Source organism: Spirosoma aerophilum, assembly GCF_054782495.1.
This window is the reverse complement of the sequence record NZ_BAAGSJ010000009.1, coordinates 238848-254022: the sequence shown is the minus strand read 5'-3', so window position 1 is coordinate 254022 and position 15175 is coordinate 238848. Positions and strand designations below refer to the sequence as shown.

General features: G+C 52.6%; 13 protein-coding genes. 7 read left to right on the top strand and 6 right to left on the bottom strand.

The window, feature by feature from the left end; translation table 11 throughout:
• The first annotated feature begins 147 nt into the window (after positions 1–147).
• Positions 148–3021: a PVC-type heme-binding CxxCH protein gene (locus tag ACYVK4_RS08755; RefSeq protein WP_461127115.1), complete on the top strand. Its 2874-nt coding sequence runs from the start codon at positions 148–150 to the stop codon at positions 3019–3021.
• Between the two features lie 152 nt (positions 3022–3173).
• Positions 3174–4427, top strand: a complete 1254-nt coding sequence (locus tag ACYVK4_RS08750) for an FG-GAP repeat domain-containing protein (RefSeq protein WP_461127114.1) — start codon at positions 3174–3176, stop codon at positions 4425–4427.
• 59 nt (positions 4428–4486) lie between these two features.
• Here the strand turns inward: ACYVK4_RS08750 and ACYVK4_RS08745 are convergent, their stop codons facing one another.
• The 3 genes from ACYVK4_RS08745 to ACYVK4_RS08735 form a co-directional block, all read right to left on the bottom strand.
• Positions 4487–5008 carry a hypothetical protein gene (locus ACYVK4_RS08745; RefSeq protein ID WP_461127113.1) on the bottom strand — a complete coding sequence of 174 codons (522 nt, stop codon included), beginning with the start codon at positions 5006–5008 and terminating at the stop codon, positions 4487–4489.
• Positions 5009–5042: 34 nt separating this feature from the next.
• Complete coding sequence (locus ACYVK4_RS08740) at positions 5043–7229, bottom strand: alpha-galactosidase (protein ID WP_461127112.1); 2187 nt, start codon at positions 7227–7229, stop codon at positions 5043–5045.
• Positions 7230–7425: 196 nt separating this feature from the next.
• Positions 7426–7995, bottom strand: a complete 570-nt coding sequence (locus ACYVK4_RS08735; protein ID WP_461127111.1) for a type 1 glutamine amidotransferase domain-containing protein — start codon at positions 7993–7995, stop codon at positions 7426–7428.
• A gap of 273 nt (positions 7996–8268) precedes the next feature.
• Here ACYVK4_RS08735 and ACYVK4_RS08730 point away from each other — a divergent pair, with 273 nt between their 5' ends.
• Both ACYVK4_RS08730 and ACYVK4_RS08725 read left to right on the top strand, forming a co-directional pair.
• Positions 8269–8538 (top strand): ArsR/SmtB family transcription factor, encoded by a 270-nt coding sequence (locus ACYVK4_RS08730; RefSeq protein ID WP_461127110.1) that lies wholly within the window; start codon positions 8269–8271, stop codon positions 8536–8538.
• A 92-nt stretch (positions 8539–8630) separates the two neighbouring features.
• Entirely contained in the window at positions 8631–9722 is a 1092-nt protein-coding gene (locus tag ACYVK4_RS08725) for an alkene reductase (protein ID WP_461127109.1), read from the top strand.
• Between the two features lie 103 nt (positions 9723–9825).
• On the opposite strand, the gene purQ is transcribed toward ACYVK4_RS08725, so the two are convergent.
• On the bottom strand, positions 9826–10512 hold the full coding sequence (gene purQ, locus ACYVK4_RS08720; protein ID WP_012930791.1) for a phosphoribosylformylglycinamidine synthase subunit PurQ: 687 nt from the start codon (positions 10510–10512) through the stop codon (positions 9826–9828).
• A gap of 177 nt (positions 10513–10689) precedes the next feature.
• Between purQ and ACYVK4_RS08715 the strand changes: the two genes are divergently transcribed.
• The 3 genes from ACYVK4_RS08715 (at position 10690) to ACYVK4_RS08705 (ending at position 13318) form a co-directional block, all read left to right on the top strand.
• Positions 10690–11715, top strand: a complete 1026-nt coding sequence (locus ACYVK4_RS08715; protein WP_461127108.1) for a dipeptide epimerase — start codon at positions 10690–10692, stop codon at positions 11713–11715.
• Positions 11708–12793 (top strand): aminotransferase class I/II-fold pyridoxal phosphate-dependent enzyme, encoded by a 1086-nt coding sequence (locus ACYVK4_RS08710; RefSeq protein WP_461127107.1) that lies wholly within the window; start codon positions 11708–11710, stop codon positions 12791–12793. Before ACYVK4_RS08715 ends, ACYVK4_RS08710 begins: the two co-directional genes overlap by 8 nt.
• 72 nt (positions 12794–12865) lie before the next feature.
• Positions 12866–13318, top strand: a complete 453-nt coding sequence (locus tag ACYVK4_RS08705; RefSeq protein WP_461127106.1) for a hypothetical protein — start codon at positions 12866–12868, stop codon at positions 13316–13318.
• A gap of 6 nt (positions 13319–13324) precedes the next feature.
• Here the strand turns inward: ACYVK4_RS08705 and ACYVK4_RS08700 are convergent, their stop codons facing one another.
• Positions 13325–14164: a sugar phosphate isomerase/epimerase family protein gene (locus tag ACYVK4_RS08700; RefSeq protein WP_461127105.1), complete on the bottom strand. Its 840-nt coding sequence runs from the start codon at positions 14162–14164 to the stop codon at positions 13325–13327.
• A gap of 82 nt (positions 14165–14246) precedes the next feature.
• Positions 14247–15155, bottom strand: coding sequence for a 2-oxoadipate dioxygenase/decarboxylase family protein (locus ACYVK4_RS08695; protein ID WP_461127104.1), 909 nt, complete (start codon positions 15153–15155; stop codon positions 14247–14249).
• Positions 15156–15175 lie beyond the last annotated feature (20 nt).

The window sequence follows — 15175 nt, the reverse complement described above, 5'->3', positions numbered from 1 at the left end:
GGCTCTAAAACGGGCTACCCTTCGGTATAGCCCCCTCCTGTTTTAGGAGGGGGTTGGGGGTGGTCCCCTTCTCCAATCAGTAGAAAATCAAGTCATTTAGTTTCATAGATAAACACGTTTACATTCACCGGCTTACGACTTATTCCCATGAAGAGGTCCTGTTTATTCATCCCCTTTGTCGGCGCGGCCCTTGCTCTGACCAGCCTACAGAGCATCGCCCAATCGACCAAAGTCAAATCGGCTGCTCAGGCACCGGAGAAGGTTGATCGTGAGTATGCGATGGAGGCTACCATGCTCGGTTATTTCTCAAAAGACGGTGCCCGCAACCCTACGCTGAAGGCCAACAAAGGCGACCGTGTTCGGATCACCATTACCAACGGCGAGCAGATGACGCACGATATTTCGCTGGAGAAGCTGGGCGTTAAAAGTAAGTCGATCAATGATAAGGGAGCCAGCACCAGCATTACGTTTACCGCCGACAAAAGCGATACCTATTACTGCTCGGTACCGGGTCACCGGGCGGCTGGCATGGTCGGTAATTTCGAGGTGGTGGAAGGCTCGTTGACCACGGCCACCGTTGCCGGACAGGTGCCGATGAAAAACGGGAAACCGCTCAACCTGAACTTCGAAACGGGCACCCTGGCCGACTGGACCGCTACGGGCGATGCGTTTACCAATCCACTGGTCGATAAGGATCCCTCGCCGGTACACGATAAGGAGATGCACATTGGCTTCGACGGCAAGTATTTCCTGAGCAGCGGGGGTACCGTCAACTACAAGCAAACCGGTACGTTGACCTCTGTTCCGTTTACCGTCACCCAGCCGTTTGCGGCTTTCAAGGTATCGGGTGGGGCGTTGCAGGATACGCGGGTTGAACTGGTACAGGCCGGAACCGACAAAGTTATTTTTCACAGCACCGGGCAGGGGCGGGCCACGCTACAACCGGTGGTGGTCGATCTACAGCCTTATCTGAACCAGGAGATCTTCATCCGGATCATCGACAACGAGACGGGTATTTCGCAGATTCCATATATCCCGAATGATAAGCTGGCGCATATTAACTTCGATGATTTTCAATTCTACGCCACCCGGCCCGTTTTTCCGAACGAGCTGAACCAGAAAGACATTATTATTCTGCCGCCCCTCGATCCCGTTCTTCACGCCGGGCTGTCGGGCATCGAAGCGGCCAAAGTAATGACGCTGCCCAAAGGATTTAAAATCACGCTGGCAGCCGCTGAACCGGACGTTGTCAAACCCATCTGCTTTACTCTCGATCCACGGGGTCGTCTTTGGGTCGTTGAAGGGCATACCTATCCCGTTCCGGCACCGGAAGGCCAGGGTCGCGACCGCATCCTGATCCTCGAAGATACCAACGGTGATGGCACGCTGGATAGCCGGAAGGTCTTTGCCGAAGGACTGAATCTGGTGAGTGGTATCGAAGTGGGCATGGGGGGCGTATGGCTGGGGGCAGCTCCGTACCTGTTGTTCATTCCCACCGATTTTAAAACGGATAAACCGCTGGGGCCACCTCAGAAAATGCTCGACGGCTGGGGCACCGACGATACCCACGAAGTGCTAAACAGCCTCCGCTGGGGACCCGACGGCTGGCTCTACGGCACGCATGGGGTGTTTACGCACTCCAACGTTGGCAAACCCGGCGCGCCCGATTCAGAACGGACGAAGCTGAACGCCGGTGTCTGGCGTTTTCATCCCACGACCCAAAAGTTCGAACTGTTTTCTGAAGGCACCAGCAATCCCTGGGGACTCGATTTTAACGATTACGGCCATGCGTTCGTGACAGCTTGTGTGATTCCGCACATGTACAACATGATTCAGGGCGGGCGTTACTTCCGGCAGGCGGGTAAGCATTTTAACCCCTATACCTACGACGACATCAAAACCCACGCCGACCACGTTCACTGGGTGGGCGAACGCGGACCCCATGCCGGTAACTTCCGGTCGGCTTCAGCGGGTGGTGGCCACGCCCATTCCGGCGCTATGATCTACCTGGGGGGCGATAGCTGGCCAAAGGAATACCGGAACGATATTTTTATGAACAACATCAACGGGGCCAAGCTCAATAACGATCACCCCGTACGGGCCGGGTCGGGCTATATGGTTACCCACAAGCCGGATTTCCTGACCATGAACGACTCCTGGTCGCAGTGGCTGAATATGAAATACGATCCCAGCGGTTCGGTCTGGGCCATCGACTGGTATGACAAAAACCAGTGCCATAGCCCAAACCCGGATGTGCATAACAAAACGATGGGCCGGATTTTCAAGATCACCAACGACAACGACAAATGGGTTCAGGTCGATCTGGCTAAAGCATCGGACATGGAACTGGTCAATTACCAGCTAAACGCCAACGAATGGTACGTACGTCAGGCCCGTACCCTTTTGCAGGAGCGCGGCCCGAATAAAAAAGTACACAAAGCCCTCAAGGAAATACTGGCGAAAAACCCCGATCCGACCCGCAAGCTCCGGGCCTTATGGGCGTTGCACGTCACGAAGGGCCTTTCGGAAAAAGAGCTGACGGATTTGCTGGCGAACGAAAATGACTACGTCCGGAGCTGGGCCATCCAGTTGCTGACGGAAAATAAGAGCGTATCGCCCGAAACTCTGAAACGGTTTGCGGCTTTGGCGCAGAATGACAACTCGGCGCTCGTTCGACTGTACTTGACGTCGGCCATGCTGCGGCTGGACCCGGCTCAGCGTTGGGACGTAATGGACGCGCTTGTTCAGAAAGTTCAGGACAAGGATGACCACAACCTGCCGCTGATGGTATGGTATGCCTCCGAACCGCTGGCCGCTATCGACATGAAGCGGGCGCTGTCCATGGCTCAGAAGTCGAAGCTGCCGAAACAGTTGGCGTACACGATTCAGCGCATTGGTGCCATCGGTACAGATGAGGCCAAGAAGCTGCTCAAAGAACTGAACGACCGCGTGGGTAAACTCGACCATTCGCACGAGAACCACGAGATCCAGGAGCTGATCGCCAGGGTACTGGAAGAGTGATAGGATGACGATGTAGGGATATATACAAGGGCTATGCCCTAGCGGGGCTGCACCCCTGACCACAGTCCCCTACCGAGGACATAGCCCCTGACCACAGTCCACCACCGCCGAGGGCTACGCCCCCGGTAGCAAGCCTGACCCTCATCATGACCATGAGCCTAACTAACCAACTCCTACATACCATCCTGCTCACCTGCTGCCTGACAAGCGTCTACAGCCAGGACAAGAAAACCCTCTTCGACGTCCGCCAGAAACAGGCCGAGACGGCGACGAGGGCTTCCAGTTCAGCAACCCCCGTCGTTCCGGCGGGTGATTTTAAAAAGACGACCCTCACCCGTGATTTCCTCTCGGAAGGGGTGGCCGTGGCCGATCTGAACAAGGACGGACGCATGGACATTGTGGCGGGCTATTACTGGTTCGAAGCCCCCAACTGGACCCGCCACGAGATGGCCCCCTCCCGCACATTCGACCCCCGGAAGGAGTATAGCGAATCATTTCTCAATCTGGGCATGGATGTTAATCTCGACGGGTGGGACGATGTCGTGATCATTGACTTCCCCGGCAAACCCGCTTTCTGGTTCGAGAATCCAAAAAAGAAGATGGGCGAATGGCAAAAACACATCATTGCTGATTCGGTCGGCATTGCTAATGAATCGCCGGGTTTCATTGATATTGATGGCGATGGACGGCTCGATATTCTGTGTGGCGACAAGGCTAAAAAGCAGATTGTCTGGTTGAAACCCCCATCGAAACCCGGTGAAACGGCCTGGGCGCGCTACCCGCTGAGCAAAGAAAATGTACCCGGCACGGAGATCTTCTCTCACGGTATCGGCTACGGTGATGTGGACAAAGACGGTATCAAAGACGTGGTAATTCGGGATGGCTGGTTTAAAGGAACGGCCGATAACAAATCCGGCAATTGGGTGTTTCACCCGGCCGACCTGGGCGAACCCTGCTCGCATATGCAGGTGCTGGACGTGAATGGCGACGGTAAAATGGATGTTGTCAGCGCATCGGCCCACGCGTTGGGTATCTGGTGGCACGAGCAGGTAGCCGATGAGCAGGGTAGCATTAACTTCAAAACTCATATGATGAGCAACACCACCGCCCAGACCCACTCGTCCATCATGTCTGACCTCAACGGCGACGGCCGCGCTGACTACATCACGGGCAAACGGTTCCTGGCGCACCACGGCCGCGACCCCGGCGACAGTGATCCGGGCATTCTAATGTGGTTTGAGTTTACCCCCGGCAAGGCCCCTTACTACAAAGAGCACATCATCGACAACGACTCCGGCGCGGGCCTCAACATCGTAGCACAGGACATGAACGGCGACAAAAAGCCCGACATTGTTATTGCCAACAAGAACGGCGTTTTTCTATTCGAGAATAAGGTAAAGAAGTAGGAGGTCCGGTTTTCGGGTTATGGTTTACGATTAGGCGGGACTTATGGAGAATACTAAATTCAATCGTACTTAAGAGAAATAACAGGGCGTTCCAGGTTGGCTAAGCTCCACTCTAATCCCGTCAATATAGAGGAGGAAGCTAGTTCCCAAGCTAAAGCTTGGTTGTCCGTTGAACGCCATATGATATTTTGCTGCACTTGGAGATAATATGTTTTTGATGTACCATCTACAATTTCAACCGTCGAGACTGGCGTAATATGATATAGTTTCTTCCTCTTCGTAATCTGTAATGCAGCAGCGCACTGGTCTGCCAGATCAAAAGGCAAATAACAAACAGGTTGGTCCGAGAGAAGCATTTCTTGCCAAAGGCGGATTAACAAAGCAACATCAGCTTTCTTGCCCGCTATTATTTCTTCTTCACTCCATACCGGACTGGTATCACTAGCAGAAAAGTCTGCGGGGTCGAAAAACGCACCTAACCAGGTAGTATCAGCTACCCAAGCTCGGCTTGGGCTTCCATCGATTTTAATGAATAAATCATTCGTGTAGCTTCCTTGCTCGTCCAGTATAACTCTTAGCATTCGTTTGAAATTTATCGATTAAATCACTAGGTTCTCACTCCACCACCCACCAGCCGTAACTCTCCGGCTCAATATCCACTGTCAGGTCAACTTCGTAATTCCGGTTCAGTTTGTACGATTTCGCTTTGCCTTCGCCCTGACGAATCATCGCTGTTTCGCGCAGGCCAGTGTAATACAGCGGCAGTTTAATGGTACGGGTAATTTTTGTTTTAAGGGGGTTGAAGAGCATCATCAAGCCTTTCTCCTTACCCGTTGCGTTCACGTGCATGAACCCGTCCCAATCGCGGCCGTCGGCCCGGCGGAGGTGAATCAGGTCGGCGTTGAGGATGGGGCGGTACTTTTTATACCAGTTGATGACATCCGTTACGGTTTGTTTGGTGGCGTCGGTGTCGTAAAGTCTTGGGCCCCGGTAGCAGGCTTGTACACCCGCGCCGTAATACTGCATCATCAGCTGTTTGTAGTCGGTCAGGTGTTCGCTGAGGGGTTCCAGTACGGCTTCGGGGCCACCGCCCTGGTACTTGGTGAGGGGCACGAAACCCCAGCCCATCGTGGGCGTTTTCTCCCAGGTGCCGTCGAAGATATTCTGTCGGTTCAGGATTTTCTGCTGCTCGCGGGAGAGCGAGAAGTTGACCTCCCGGTAGCCGAGAGCAATCTTGTTGGTGCCGTCCATGAAATACCAGTCGGGGGCGTTGATGTACACCCCTTTTTCGTTCAGGAAACGGTAAAAGCCTTTCTGCATTTCCATCTGCACCCATTGCGAATCGTCCAGCCCTTTATGGCCGGGGTGTTTCGTCGATGCACAGACATCGCCGGGGTAGGGGCCATCGTGTTCGAGCAGGTCAAAGCCGGTTTCGGTGATGAACTTCTTCAGGCTGTTGAGGTAGTTGATGCCCCATTTACTGGCCAGACAGGGTGCGTTGCCAAAGAAAGCTCCTTTATCGGGCAGGCCGGTTTTGGGGTCGATTACGTCGTTCTCATCGTCGATTCGGCGGCTGCTGAACAGCGAATAACCACCCAGCAAAATGCCCTTTGAATGGGCGTAATCCGCTAGTTCTTTGAATTTTCGGATGTTCGCGTCGCTGGCATCTTCCATGTTCAGGCCACTGCCGAAACTCAGAATCACCATTTCATAGCCCGTTTCGACACATTGGTCAATGGCCCGTTTCACAATAGCCGGATCGGTGCTGACGAGGTGCATGAAAATCGGATTCTGGCTTGTCCAGGGCGTAATGGTCTTGTAAAACTGCCGACGCGCCAGCCCGTTTCGCTCCCGGTCGTAGCTGTCCAGCAGGAGTTCGTAGGTGCGGATGGAGGTATACGTATGCCCCGGTTCGGCCTCAATGCCAACGCCAAGGCCGGGGTAAACTTCGAGCACGCAGGGTGTTTCGTAATTGTAATTGACCTGCGAGGTGTAAAGCGAATCCGTTTTCCAGTGCGTCGCCTGATCGGAGAGGTCGTATCGCATGGCGTTGTTGAAGGCAAAGTTGTTCTCGATGTAGATTCGCTGGGGTTTCTTCATCTGCTCCGGCTTACCCACCACCGCCGACTCTTCTTCGGGCGTGGCCAGAATTTCATTGACGACCTGATTGATATGAAGGGCTTTCTGTGTTTTATTCGAGATGGTCACCCACTTGCTGAGTGCCGGTAGTCCATCGTAAAGTGCATAGTGAACGGCCACGTCGACGCCCTGCAAATCGGGTTGTATTGAGGAAAAGTGCAGGGTAAGTTCCTGGCCGGTGGGCTGCTTTCGGTTGAGTGTCCAGGTGCGGGATTGCCAGTTGATATACGGCTGTATCGGAGAAACGCTGAAGGATGTATACTGAAAATCAGTGGGATTGGCGGTAAATCCATCGAGCCATTCTTCGCGCAGATATGCCCGTTCTTTCTGGCCATACAGTCCACCAACGGCGTAGGTTTTTCCATTCAGGGTCACCCGTGCTTCGGGGCTCACCGACCGTACAAACTGCTCATTCGTAGATAAATTCTGAAAATCGACCGTTGCCAGGTTCGGACTAATCCGAAACCGGCGGCTGATGAGACCGTTTGACAAAACCAGCTCTTTGCCACCATTGGCCTGATAAACCCCTGCTTTCTGCGCAACGGGTGTAATGAGCCAATCGTTCTTGACAGGTGTAGGCTTGTAGATGGGTAAGCTAGCCAGTTGGGCAAGGCTGTTTTGAGCCACAAGTCCGCAAACCAGCAGCCAATAGAAAGTACGCATTCTCGTGTAGTTTTAGTGAGTAGCCCTTCACGTTAGGTATACAAACTACAAAAGATGCGTTTTGGTAAGAGATACCGTATTTGGTTAAAAACAGGTCATGAACACAGAGAGACAAAAACGCGGAGAACACAAGGAAAAATAAAATTCTGTGTTCTCCGCGTTTTTGTCTCTCTGTGTTCATCAACTTTATAGACCCTTATGCGTGCTGGCCCTGGTGCTTGCCCTCGCGGATTTCTTCGATCATTTTGCGATTGAAAGCCGGAATATCGTCGGGTTTGCGGCTGGTTACCAGACCCTGATCCGTTACGACCTCTTCATCAACCCAGTTGGCCCCGGCGTTGACCAGATCCGTTTTGATCGATGGATAGGAGGTGAGCTTACGCCCGCTCACGACGCCCGCTTCGATCAGCATGGTTGGCGCGTGACAGATGGCCGCTACCGGTTTGTGTGATTCGAAGAAGTGCCGGACAAACTGCACGGCTTTAGGCTCCGTGCGGAGTTTATCGGGGTTCATGACACCACCGGGTAACAGAAGGGCATCATATTGACTTGGGTCGGCTCCGGCCAGGGGCAAATCGACGGAGAAACTGTCGCCCCATTCGGTTTCGTCCCATCCTTTCACTTCACCCCCATTCGGGGCAATCAGGTGCGTGGTAGCCCCTGCGTCCTGTAAGGCCTTACGAGGCTCGGTCATTTCAATCTGTTCAAAGCCATCGGTTAGCAGAATCGCCACCTTCTTTCCCTGCAATCGTTGCTGCGTTTCCATACTACGTTGAGTGTTTTGTTGTTCTGTTATTAATCATTATCGCGTCAATTCAATTGACCATTGTCTGCTATGGTGATGACATGGATTGAAGCGATAGTCTTGTTTGTAACTAGAGAAGTAAGGAGAAGGTTATCAGGCAGGCAAGTAGTCAGTAGGAATCATCTGATAAACTACTTCCGGAAAATGGGTTGTCAGATGGATGATCAGGCAGTCTTTGAACCTATAACTCACTGAAAAGCACCTTGACGAGTCGTTTTTTGTTACGTTTGTACTATGGATTCTAAAGCATGTGAGAAGGCAACCGGCGCCATTGCTGATAAATACCGGCTCTCGATTTTACTGGAGCTGGCACAGCGTGAACGGATGACACCTTCCGAAGTTCAGGAGATGACGGGGCTTTCGCAGCCTTGTGTATCACACCATGTTAAACTTCTGACAGATAGTGAGTTAGTGACAGCCGATAAAGAAGGGCGAAATGTGTATCTGCGTCTGAATAAGGACACGACGCGTCAATTGTCGCTTTTTCTGTCGAAGCTGACCTAAAATTTAATTAAAAACATTTAAACTTTTAAATATATCAAACGGTTTTCTGTCCGAATACGACCAAAAAACTCGTACGTAAACGGATACTACACATGGCACAAAAACTTTTCTCGGCGGCAACGCTGGGCAACCTGACGCTTCAGAATCATATTGTCATGGCTCCCATGACCCGGAACCGTGCCACAGTTGATCATGCTGTAACGGATATAATGACAACCTATTATGAACAGCGCGCATCGGCTGGCCTGATCATTACGGAGGGCGTTGCGCCTTCGCCCAATGGGAATGGCTATGCTCGTGTGCCGGGTCTGTATACTCCCGAGCAGGTTGCAGGCTGGAAGAACGTGACCGATGCCGTTCATGCAAAAGGCGGTAAAATTTTCGCCCAACTCATGCATAGCGGACGTGTTGGTCACCCCGTTAACATGCACAATGGGGGCGAAGTCATTGCGCCATCGGCCATTGCTGCGGCCGGGCAGATCTATACCGACACAGACGGTATGGTCGACCACCCAACTCCACGGGCGTTAACTACAGAAGAAGTAAAACAGACGGTTCAGGAGTTTGTCGAGGCCGCTAAAAACGCTATTGAAGCTGGTTTCGACGGTGTAGAAATTCATGGTGCAAACGGCTATCTGGTGGAGCAGTTTCTGCGTTCAACTACCAACCAGCGTACCGACGAGTACGGTGGCTCGGCTGAAAACAACGCCCGCTTTGCGCTGGAGATCGCCGAACAGATTTCGGCTGCTATCGGCAAAGAGAAAACCGGTATTCGATTGTCGCCTTATGGTGTGTTCAACGATATGCCTTACTCACCGGATGATGATAAAATCTATCATTACATAGCCGAGAAGCTGTCGGATTATGTCGTGTACGTTCACCTGGTCGACCATGAGTCGATGGGCGCACCAGCCGTTGATCCCGCTATAGTCGACGCGATTCAGGAAAACTATAAAGGTACGCTGATTTTGAGCGGAGGTTATGATGCCGAGCGGGCAGAAGAAGCGCTGACAAGTGGTAAAGCAGATTTGATCGCTGTAGGTCGGCCGTTTATCGCTAACCCCGATCTGGTAGAGCGTTTGAAAACCGGTGCTGAACTAAATCAACCCGACTTCTCGACCTTTTATACCCCCGGCGAGAAAGGCTACACCGATTACCCGGTGCTGGAGTCAGTAAAAGCTTAAGGAGAAAAGGGAGGAGGGGGAGTAAGGGGAAGAAAGGAAGAACTGCGTTGTGCGTTAGTATCCCTTTCTTCCCCTTACTCCCCCTCCTCCCTTTTCTCCTTTTTTATACCAATACTGCCTTCAAAATTTGCTCCAGAATGAGCCGTCCGTCGGTATTGCCGAGGACGGGGTCGGCAGCCCGTTCGGGGTGGGGCATCATGCCGAAAACGTTCTTGCCTTTGTTGGTAACACCGGCAATGTTTTCCAGACTTCCGTTGGCGTTGGATGCCTCGGTAACGATACCGTTTTCGTCGCAATACCGGAACAGCACCTGGTTGTTGTCATTGAGCGCTTTCAGCGTATCGGCATCGGCAAAATACCGGCCATCACCATGGGCAATGGGTATCTTGTACGCGGGCTTATCCAGACCCGCCGTCAGCAGCGCATCGGTCGATTCTGGCTTCAGGTAGATGTTTTTGCAGACATATTTCTGGCTGCTGTTTTGCAGCAGGACACCCGGCACCAGCCGCGCTTCGGCCAGAATTTGAAAACCGTTGCAAATGCCCATCAGGTAGCCGCCCCGATTGGCATGGGCAATCACTTCATTCATGATGGGCGAAAAGCGGGCTACTGCTCCCGTGCGCAGGTAATCTCCATAGGAGAAACCGCCGGGCAGGATAATGAAATCGCAGCCTTGCAGGTCATGATCTTTATGCCAGAGTTTTACGACTTCCTGGTCCATCAGTTCCAGAGCGTCTACTGCGTCCTGATCGCAGTTAGAGCCGGGAAAAACAACAACGCCAAATTTCATAGCGGGAGAATTGCTAAATCCAAGTAATACACAAAGATAGCAGTTCAATCGCTACTTATGCGTATCAATTGCCGGAAAAGGGATGATGGGGAGGAAAGGTAGGAGAGCGGCTCCTGATTTTACTTCGTCCGTTTATTCCCTTTCCTCCCCATCATCCCTTTTTCTTACCTTTACAGCATGCAATTGCTCTTTCACCGGGTCGACCTCCGCCTGAATCATACCTTCACCATTGCACACGACAGCCGCGATGTGCAGCCAACCCTCATTGTCGAATTACGCGATGGCGAGTACAGCGGTTTTGGCGAAGCTACCGCCACCCGCTATTATGGCATTACTATTGACGGTATGGTGGCCGCTCTTGAAGCCATACGGGAACTCATAGAAAGCCATTCCCTAACTGATCCCGCAACATTCTGGGCTGACATGCAGCCGCATCTGGCGCAAAACCCGTTTGCCCTTTGCGCCCTCGATCAGGCTGCCTGGGACTTATTTGGTAAACAACAGCACCAGCCGCTGTACAAACTCTGGAAGCTGGACCCGGCCAACAGTCCCATCACCGACTACACCATTGGGCTCGACACGCCCGAACGGATGGTCGAAAAAATGCAGGAACGGCCCTGGCCTCTGTATAAGATCAAGTTGGGTCGGCCAGAAAAAGACATAACGCTTGTCACCAGCCTCCGTGAGCATACCGATTCGGTGTTTCGGGTCGATGCCAACTGCGGCTGGACAGCAACCGACGCCATTCGTAAATCGCAGGTGTTGAAGGAGCTGGGCGTCGAATTTATTGAACAACCCTTGCCTGCCGACGATTGGGAAGGAGCCAAAATGGTATATGAACAAAGTGCATTGCCCATCATTGCCGACGAAAGCTGCATAGTCGAGAGCGACGTGGACCGGTGCGCGGGCTATTTTCACGGGGTGAATATCAAGCTGACCAAATGTGGCGGCATAACCCCCGCCCGGCGCATGATCAGTCGCGCCCGCGAACTGGGTCTGAGTGTGATGGTGGGTTGTATGACCGAATCGAGCGTCGGAATTTCAGCCATTGCACAACTCCTGCCGCTGCTGGACTATGCCGATCTGGATGGCGCCATGCTCATTGCCAACGACCCCGCCAGGGGCGTTACATTCGACTACGGTAAAGTTGTTTACGCCACGGAAAATGGTACCGGGGTGAGTTTATTGTTGAGCAATGAGTGAGATTTTTTACATAGACCAGCTCCCGAACCGAACCGTACGTCATAACGGCCAGGACTACCTTTTTTTTAGTGGAACGGCTTATCTGGGCATCCCGCAGCATCCTGCTTTTCACCAGCTTATGATGGAGAGTATGCAGCGTTACGGAACTGTTTTTGGCAGTTCCCGAAACGGCAATGTTCGAATTCGGGTCTATGAAGAGGCCGAAGCCAAACTCGCAGCGGGTATCGGAGCCGAATCGGCCCTGACGTTGTCGTCGGGCATGATGGCCGGGCAGGTGATCAGCCAGTGGCTTCGGAGCCAGAACACGACGTTTGTTTACGCACCTCATGCGCACCCGGCTCTCTGGCATCAACCGGTTGTTGACCTGCCTCAGCTCCCGTTTGGTGAGTGGGTGGCGCAGCTACCCGGACAGCTACAGGCGTTGCCGCCCGGGCCGGTCGCTATCCTGATGAACTCCCTCGATGCTGTTTGTTCGGATTATTATACCTTCGACTGGATCGACAACTTACCCGATGACCGGCCCATTACGCTGGTCGTCGACGATTCGCATGGCCTGGGCGTACTTAATCAGGGGCGGGGAATCTGGCCGCAGATTTCCCATCACACGAGTGCGGCTAAAAATCAATTAACGGTATTAGGAACGGGCTCGCTGGCCAAAGGCATGGGGTTGCCGGGAGGGGTGGTTTTTGGCGATGCCGACACCATACAAACACTACGGCAGAGCGCCTTTTTTGGGGCTTGCTCACCCATAGCACCCGCCTGTCTGGACGCTTACCTACGTGCCGATGCGCTCTATGCCGAAGGCTACGAGCGACTTCAGGCGAATATTCAACTGGCAGAAAAATTACTGCTGCCCACCGGTTTGTTTCGTCATGCCACCGGTTATCCGGTCTTTTATACCGAACAGGATGAGCTATACACCGACCTGTTAGAGCATGACATTCTCATCTATTCGTTTGCCTATCCGACCCCGGCTCACCGAGCCAATACCCGTATTGTGATCAGCGCCTTTCATGAATTGTCCGACATTCAGCAGGTCGCCAATAGGATTCTGGCAAGATGCGGGACCGTTCTGTAAAAAATTAGTAATTAATTGCCATAAACTATGATTAATCTGCGTATATAGCGTAGCTGGTAGTCAGTTACGAACATGCGATACGCTCTCCTTGCCTTTGTTTTATTAGTTTTTGCCGCTTGCAGTAAAAAAACGGATGTTCATCCGCACGATCCCGTTGCACAGGTGGCGGGCACCTATAAAATGACTGCCCTGCGCTACGATTCAGCAAACGTAAGTATCTATAACCTGACGTTGCCAATGACTGGCCCTCTAACCGGGAAGATGGTCGTTCGCCGGGATTCGGCCACGGTAATTTCGACAACCTACACCGTTAAACAGCCGGGGAGCGCCGATATTTATGATACGTTTGGCCAACTGACATTGAAAGGAATCACATCGCCCTACGATATTTATTATGGCGATAACAAAATAGGCAGTACAGATGGCAAAACGTTTACCATCGACTATGCCTACACCGACAATGGCGTTCTGTATCGGGAAGTATATACCGGAGTTAAGGTAGTCGGTAAGTCGGTAAGTCAGTAAGTGATTCTACCGCAATCCCGATAGAAACGCCAGGCTTGGCATCATTTGCTCCACCGACCGGGACGATTCATCTTCAATAAAAAAGTGCTTTACGCCTGACTTCTTCGCCTGCTTCATAACGGCGGCAATGCCCACATCGCCCTGCCCAAGCGTAACATTCGATTCTACGTCTGAACGCCCGTTGTTACTGTCGGGCGTGCCGGGTTTGCGGTCTTTCAGGTGCATCAGTAGAAACCGTTTGCGGTACTTCTGGAGTAGAGCAACAGGGTCGTAGCCGGGTGCTTTCACCCAGAACACATCCATCTCGAAATTGACCGACTTCGGGTCAAGGTTCTCCGCTAAGTAGTCGAAGAAAGTGCCGTCTTTGTAGGTCTGAAATTCGTAGCCGTGGTTATGGTAGCAGAACGTGATGCCGTTTTCGGCCAGTAGTTTTCCGGCGGTGTTGAACACGTCGATCGCCCGGTCGGCGTCATAAATGGTGAAGGCGTCGCCACCGTGGGGAATCCAGGTGCAAACAACGTATTTGGCACCCAACGCCTTAGCTTCGGCAATAATCTTCGGTACGTTGTTATCCAGATCCTCGAAGCTGGCACCCGTACTGATGGCTTTAATGCCATTCTGGTCCAGCAGTTTCCGAAAATCGGTCAGACTCAGCCCATAGGTACCCGCAATCTCTGCTTCCCGAAAGCCCATCTCCTTTACTTTGGCCATTGTTCCCGGCACATCTTTCGCAAACTGGTTGCGGAAACTGTATAACTGTAAACCAACGGGAGCGGGTTTCTGTGCTAGCGACACCAGACAGCAAAGTAGCAGGCTGGCAAGGAGTAAAGTAGATTTTATAGTCATGGAGCGAAGGGGTTTAAGGCGTATTTGGGTTACGGTTTACAGGACGTCAGTTAACCATAAACCGTAAACCGAATACCGTAAATTATCTACCCGTTTGGGTCGTGAACGTGCTTTCGAAGATCTTGTCAGCGTTACCGGTTTCGAATCCTTCGCGCCGGTGCTGGCGGGTAACCTGATCGGTGGGTAGATGCTGAAACTCAGGGAGTACGCGCCGTTCGGCAAATTCGACATACGACCCCGCAATGCGAAACACGTCACCCCCGGCAAATTCGGCGTCGATCATCTGGGCCACGGTAGAGGACTGCCGGAGCCCACCGTCCGGGCTGACTTTGATAACACCCCCCGCCGAATTGAGCTTGAATCCACGGTTTTGCAGGAAAGCCACGTATTCATCGATGGTGTTATAACCCGGCTTCAGGTTGTGCACGCTGATCGTAAAGTGGTTCAGGTAATAGCGATTATAGATCACCCAGGCCGCGTATTCGCTTTCGGCCAGCAGGGTCTGGTAATCGGCCAGCGTAGGCGTTTGCCAGAGGGGCTGGTGCAGAAAGCGGTCAACGGCTTCGGCATCGTCCAGGTCCAGCGAATCGACGGGATCGCTCGTGACGGTATCCGTATAGGTATGAATGATGCGCTGGGCTTCGTCGGAGAGTTCATGCACGCGTAGTTCGCTGGCGAATATCCGGGGGAAGTGTGGTTGCGGAGGGCTATACCAGTAAGCCGTTAATTTTTTGCCGGTAAAGTCAAATTCGTCGCGTCGTTCGTAGCCGTAGTGCAGGAAAATCTTCTCGAACGAAGCCAGTCCCAGATTTGGCACGCCCATCGTCCGAAAGGCGATGTGATCATTCTCGATATCCTCCGGCGACTGAATAATGCCCGCATCGATCATGGCATTCACCACGTTTTTCACGTCAGGAACACGTTCGCTGTACCGGCGCATCAGGCCACTCATGACAGCGTCGAGGGTTTGGATGGTTGATGAAGTAGTCATGGTTGTTCTTGTCATGCTGG

What these genes read in the sequence shown, in the direction of transcription:
- ACYVK4_RS08710 (WP_461127107.1), top strand. Translation starts at nt 11,708, where the DNA reads ATGAGTGAGATTTTTTACATAGACCAGCTCCCGAACCGAACCGTACGT.
- ACYVK4_RS08740 (WP_461127112.1), bottom strand. Translation starts at nt 7,229, where the DNA reads ATGCGTACTTTCTATTGGCTGCTGGTTTGCGGACTTGTGGCTCAAAAC.
- ACYVK4_RS08750 (WP_461127114.1), top strand. Translation starts at nt 3,174, where the DNA reads ATGAGCCTAACTAACCAACTCCTACATACCATCCTGCTCACCTGCTGC.
- ACYVK4_RS08695 (WP_461127104.1), bottom strand. Translation starts at nt 15,155, where the DNA reads ATGACTACTTCATCAACCATCCAAACCCTCGACGCTGTCATGAGTGGC.
- ACYVK4_RS08705 (WP_461127106.1), top strand. Translation starts at nt 12,866, where the DNA reads ATGCGATACGCTCTCCTTGCCTTTGTTTTATTAGTTTTTGCCGCTTGC.
- ACYVK4_RS08745 (WP_461127113.1), bottom strand. Translation starts at nt 5,008, where the DNA reads ATGCTAAGAGTTATACTGGACGAGCAAGGAAGCTACACGAATGATTTA.
- ACYVK4_RS08715 (WP_461127108.1), top strand. Translation starts at nt 10,690, where the DNA reads ATGCAATTGCTCTTTCACCGGGTCGACCTCCGCCTGAATCATACCTTC.
- purQ (WP_012930791.1), bottom strand. Translation starts at nt 10,512, where the DNA reads ATGAAATTTGGCGTTGTTGTTTTTCCCGGCTCTAACTGCGATCAGGAC.
- ACYVK4_RS08725 (WP_461127109.1), top strand. Translation starts at nt 8,631, where the DNA reads ATGGCACAAAAACTTTTCTCGGCGGCAACGCTGGGCAACCTGACGCTT.
- ACYVK4_RS08755 (WP_461127115.1), top strand. Translation starts at nt 148, where the DNA reads ATGAAGAGGTCCTGTTTATTCATCCCCTTTGTCGGCGCGGCCCTTGCT.
- ACYVK4_RS08735 (WP_461127111.1), bottom strand. Translation starts at nt 7,995, where the DNA reads ATGGAAACGCAGCAACGATTGCAGGGAAAGAAGGTGGCGATTCTGCTA.
- ACYVK4_RS08700 (WP_461127105.1), bottom strand. Translation starts at nt 14,164, where the DNA reads ATGACTATAAAATCTACTTTACTCCTTGCCAGCCTGCTACTTTGCTGT.
- ACYVK4_RS08730 (WP_461127110.1), top strand. Translation starts at nt 8,269, where the DNA reads ATGGATTCTAAAGCATGTGAGAAGGCAACCGGCGCCATTGCTGATAAA.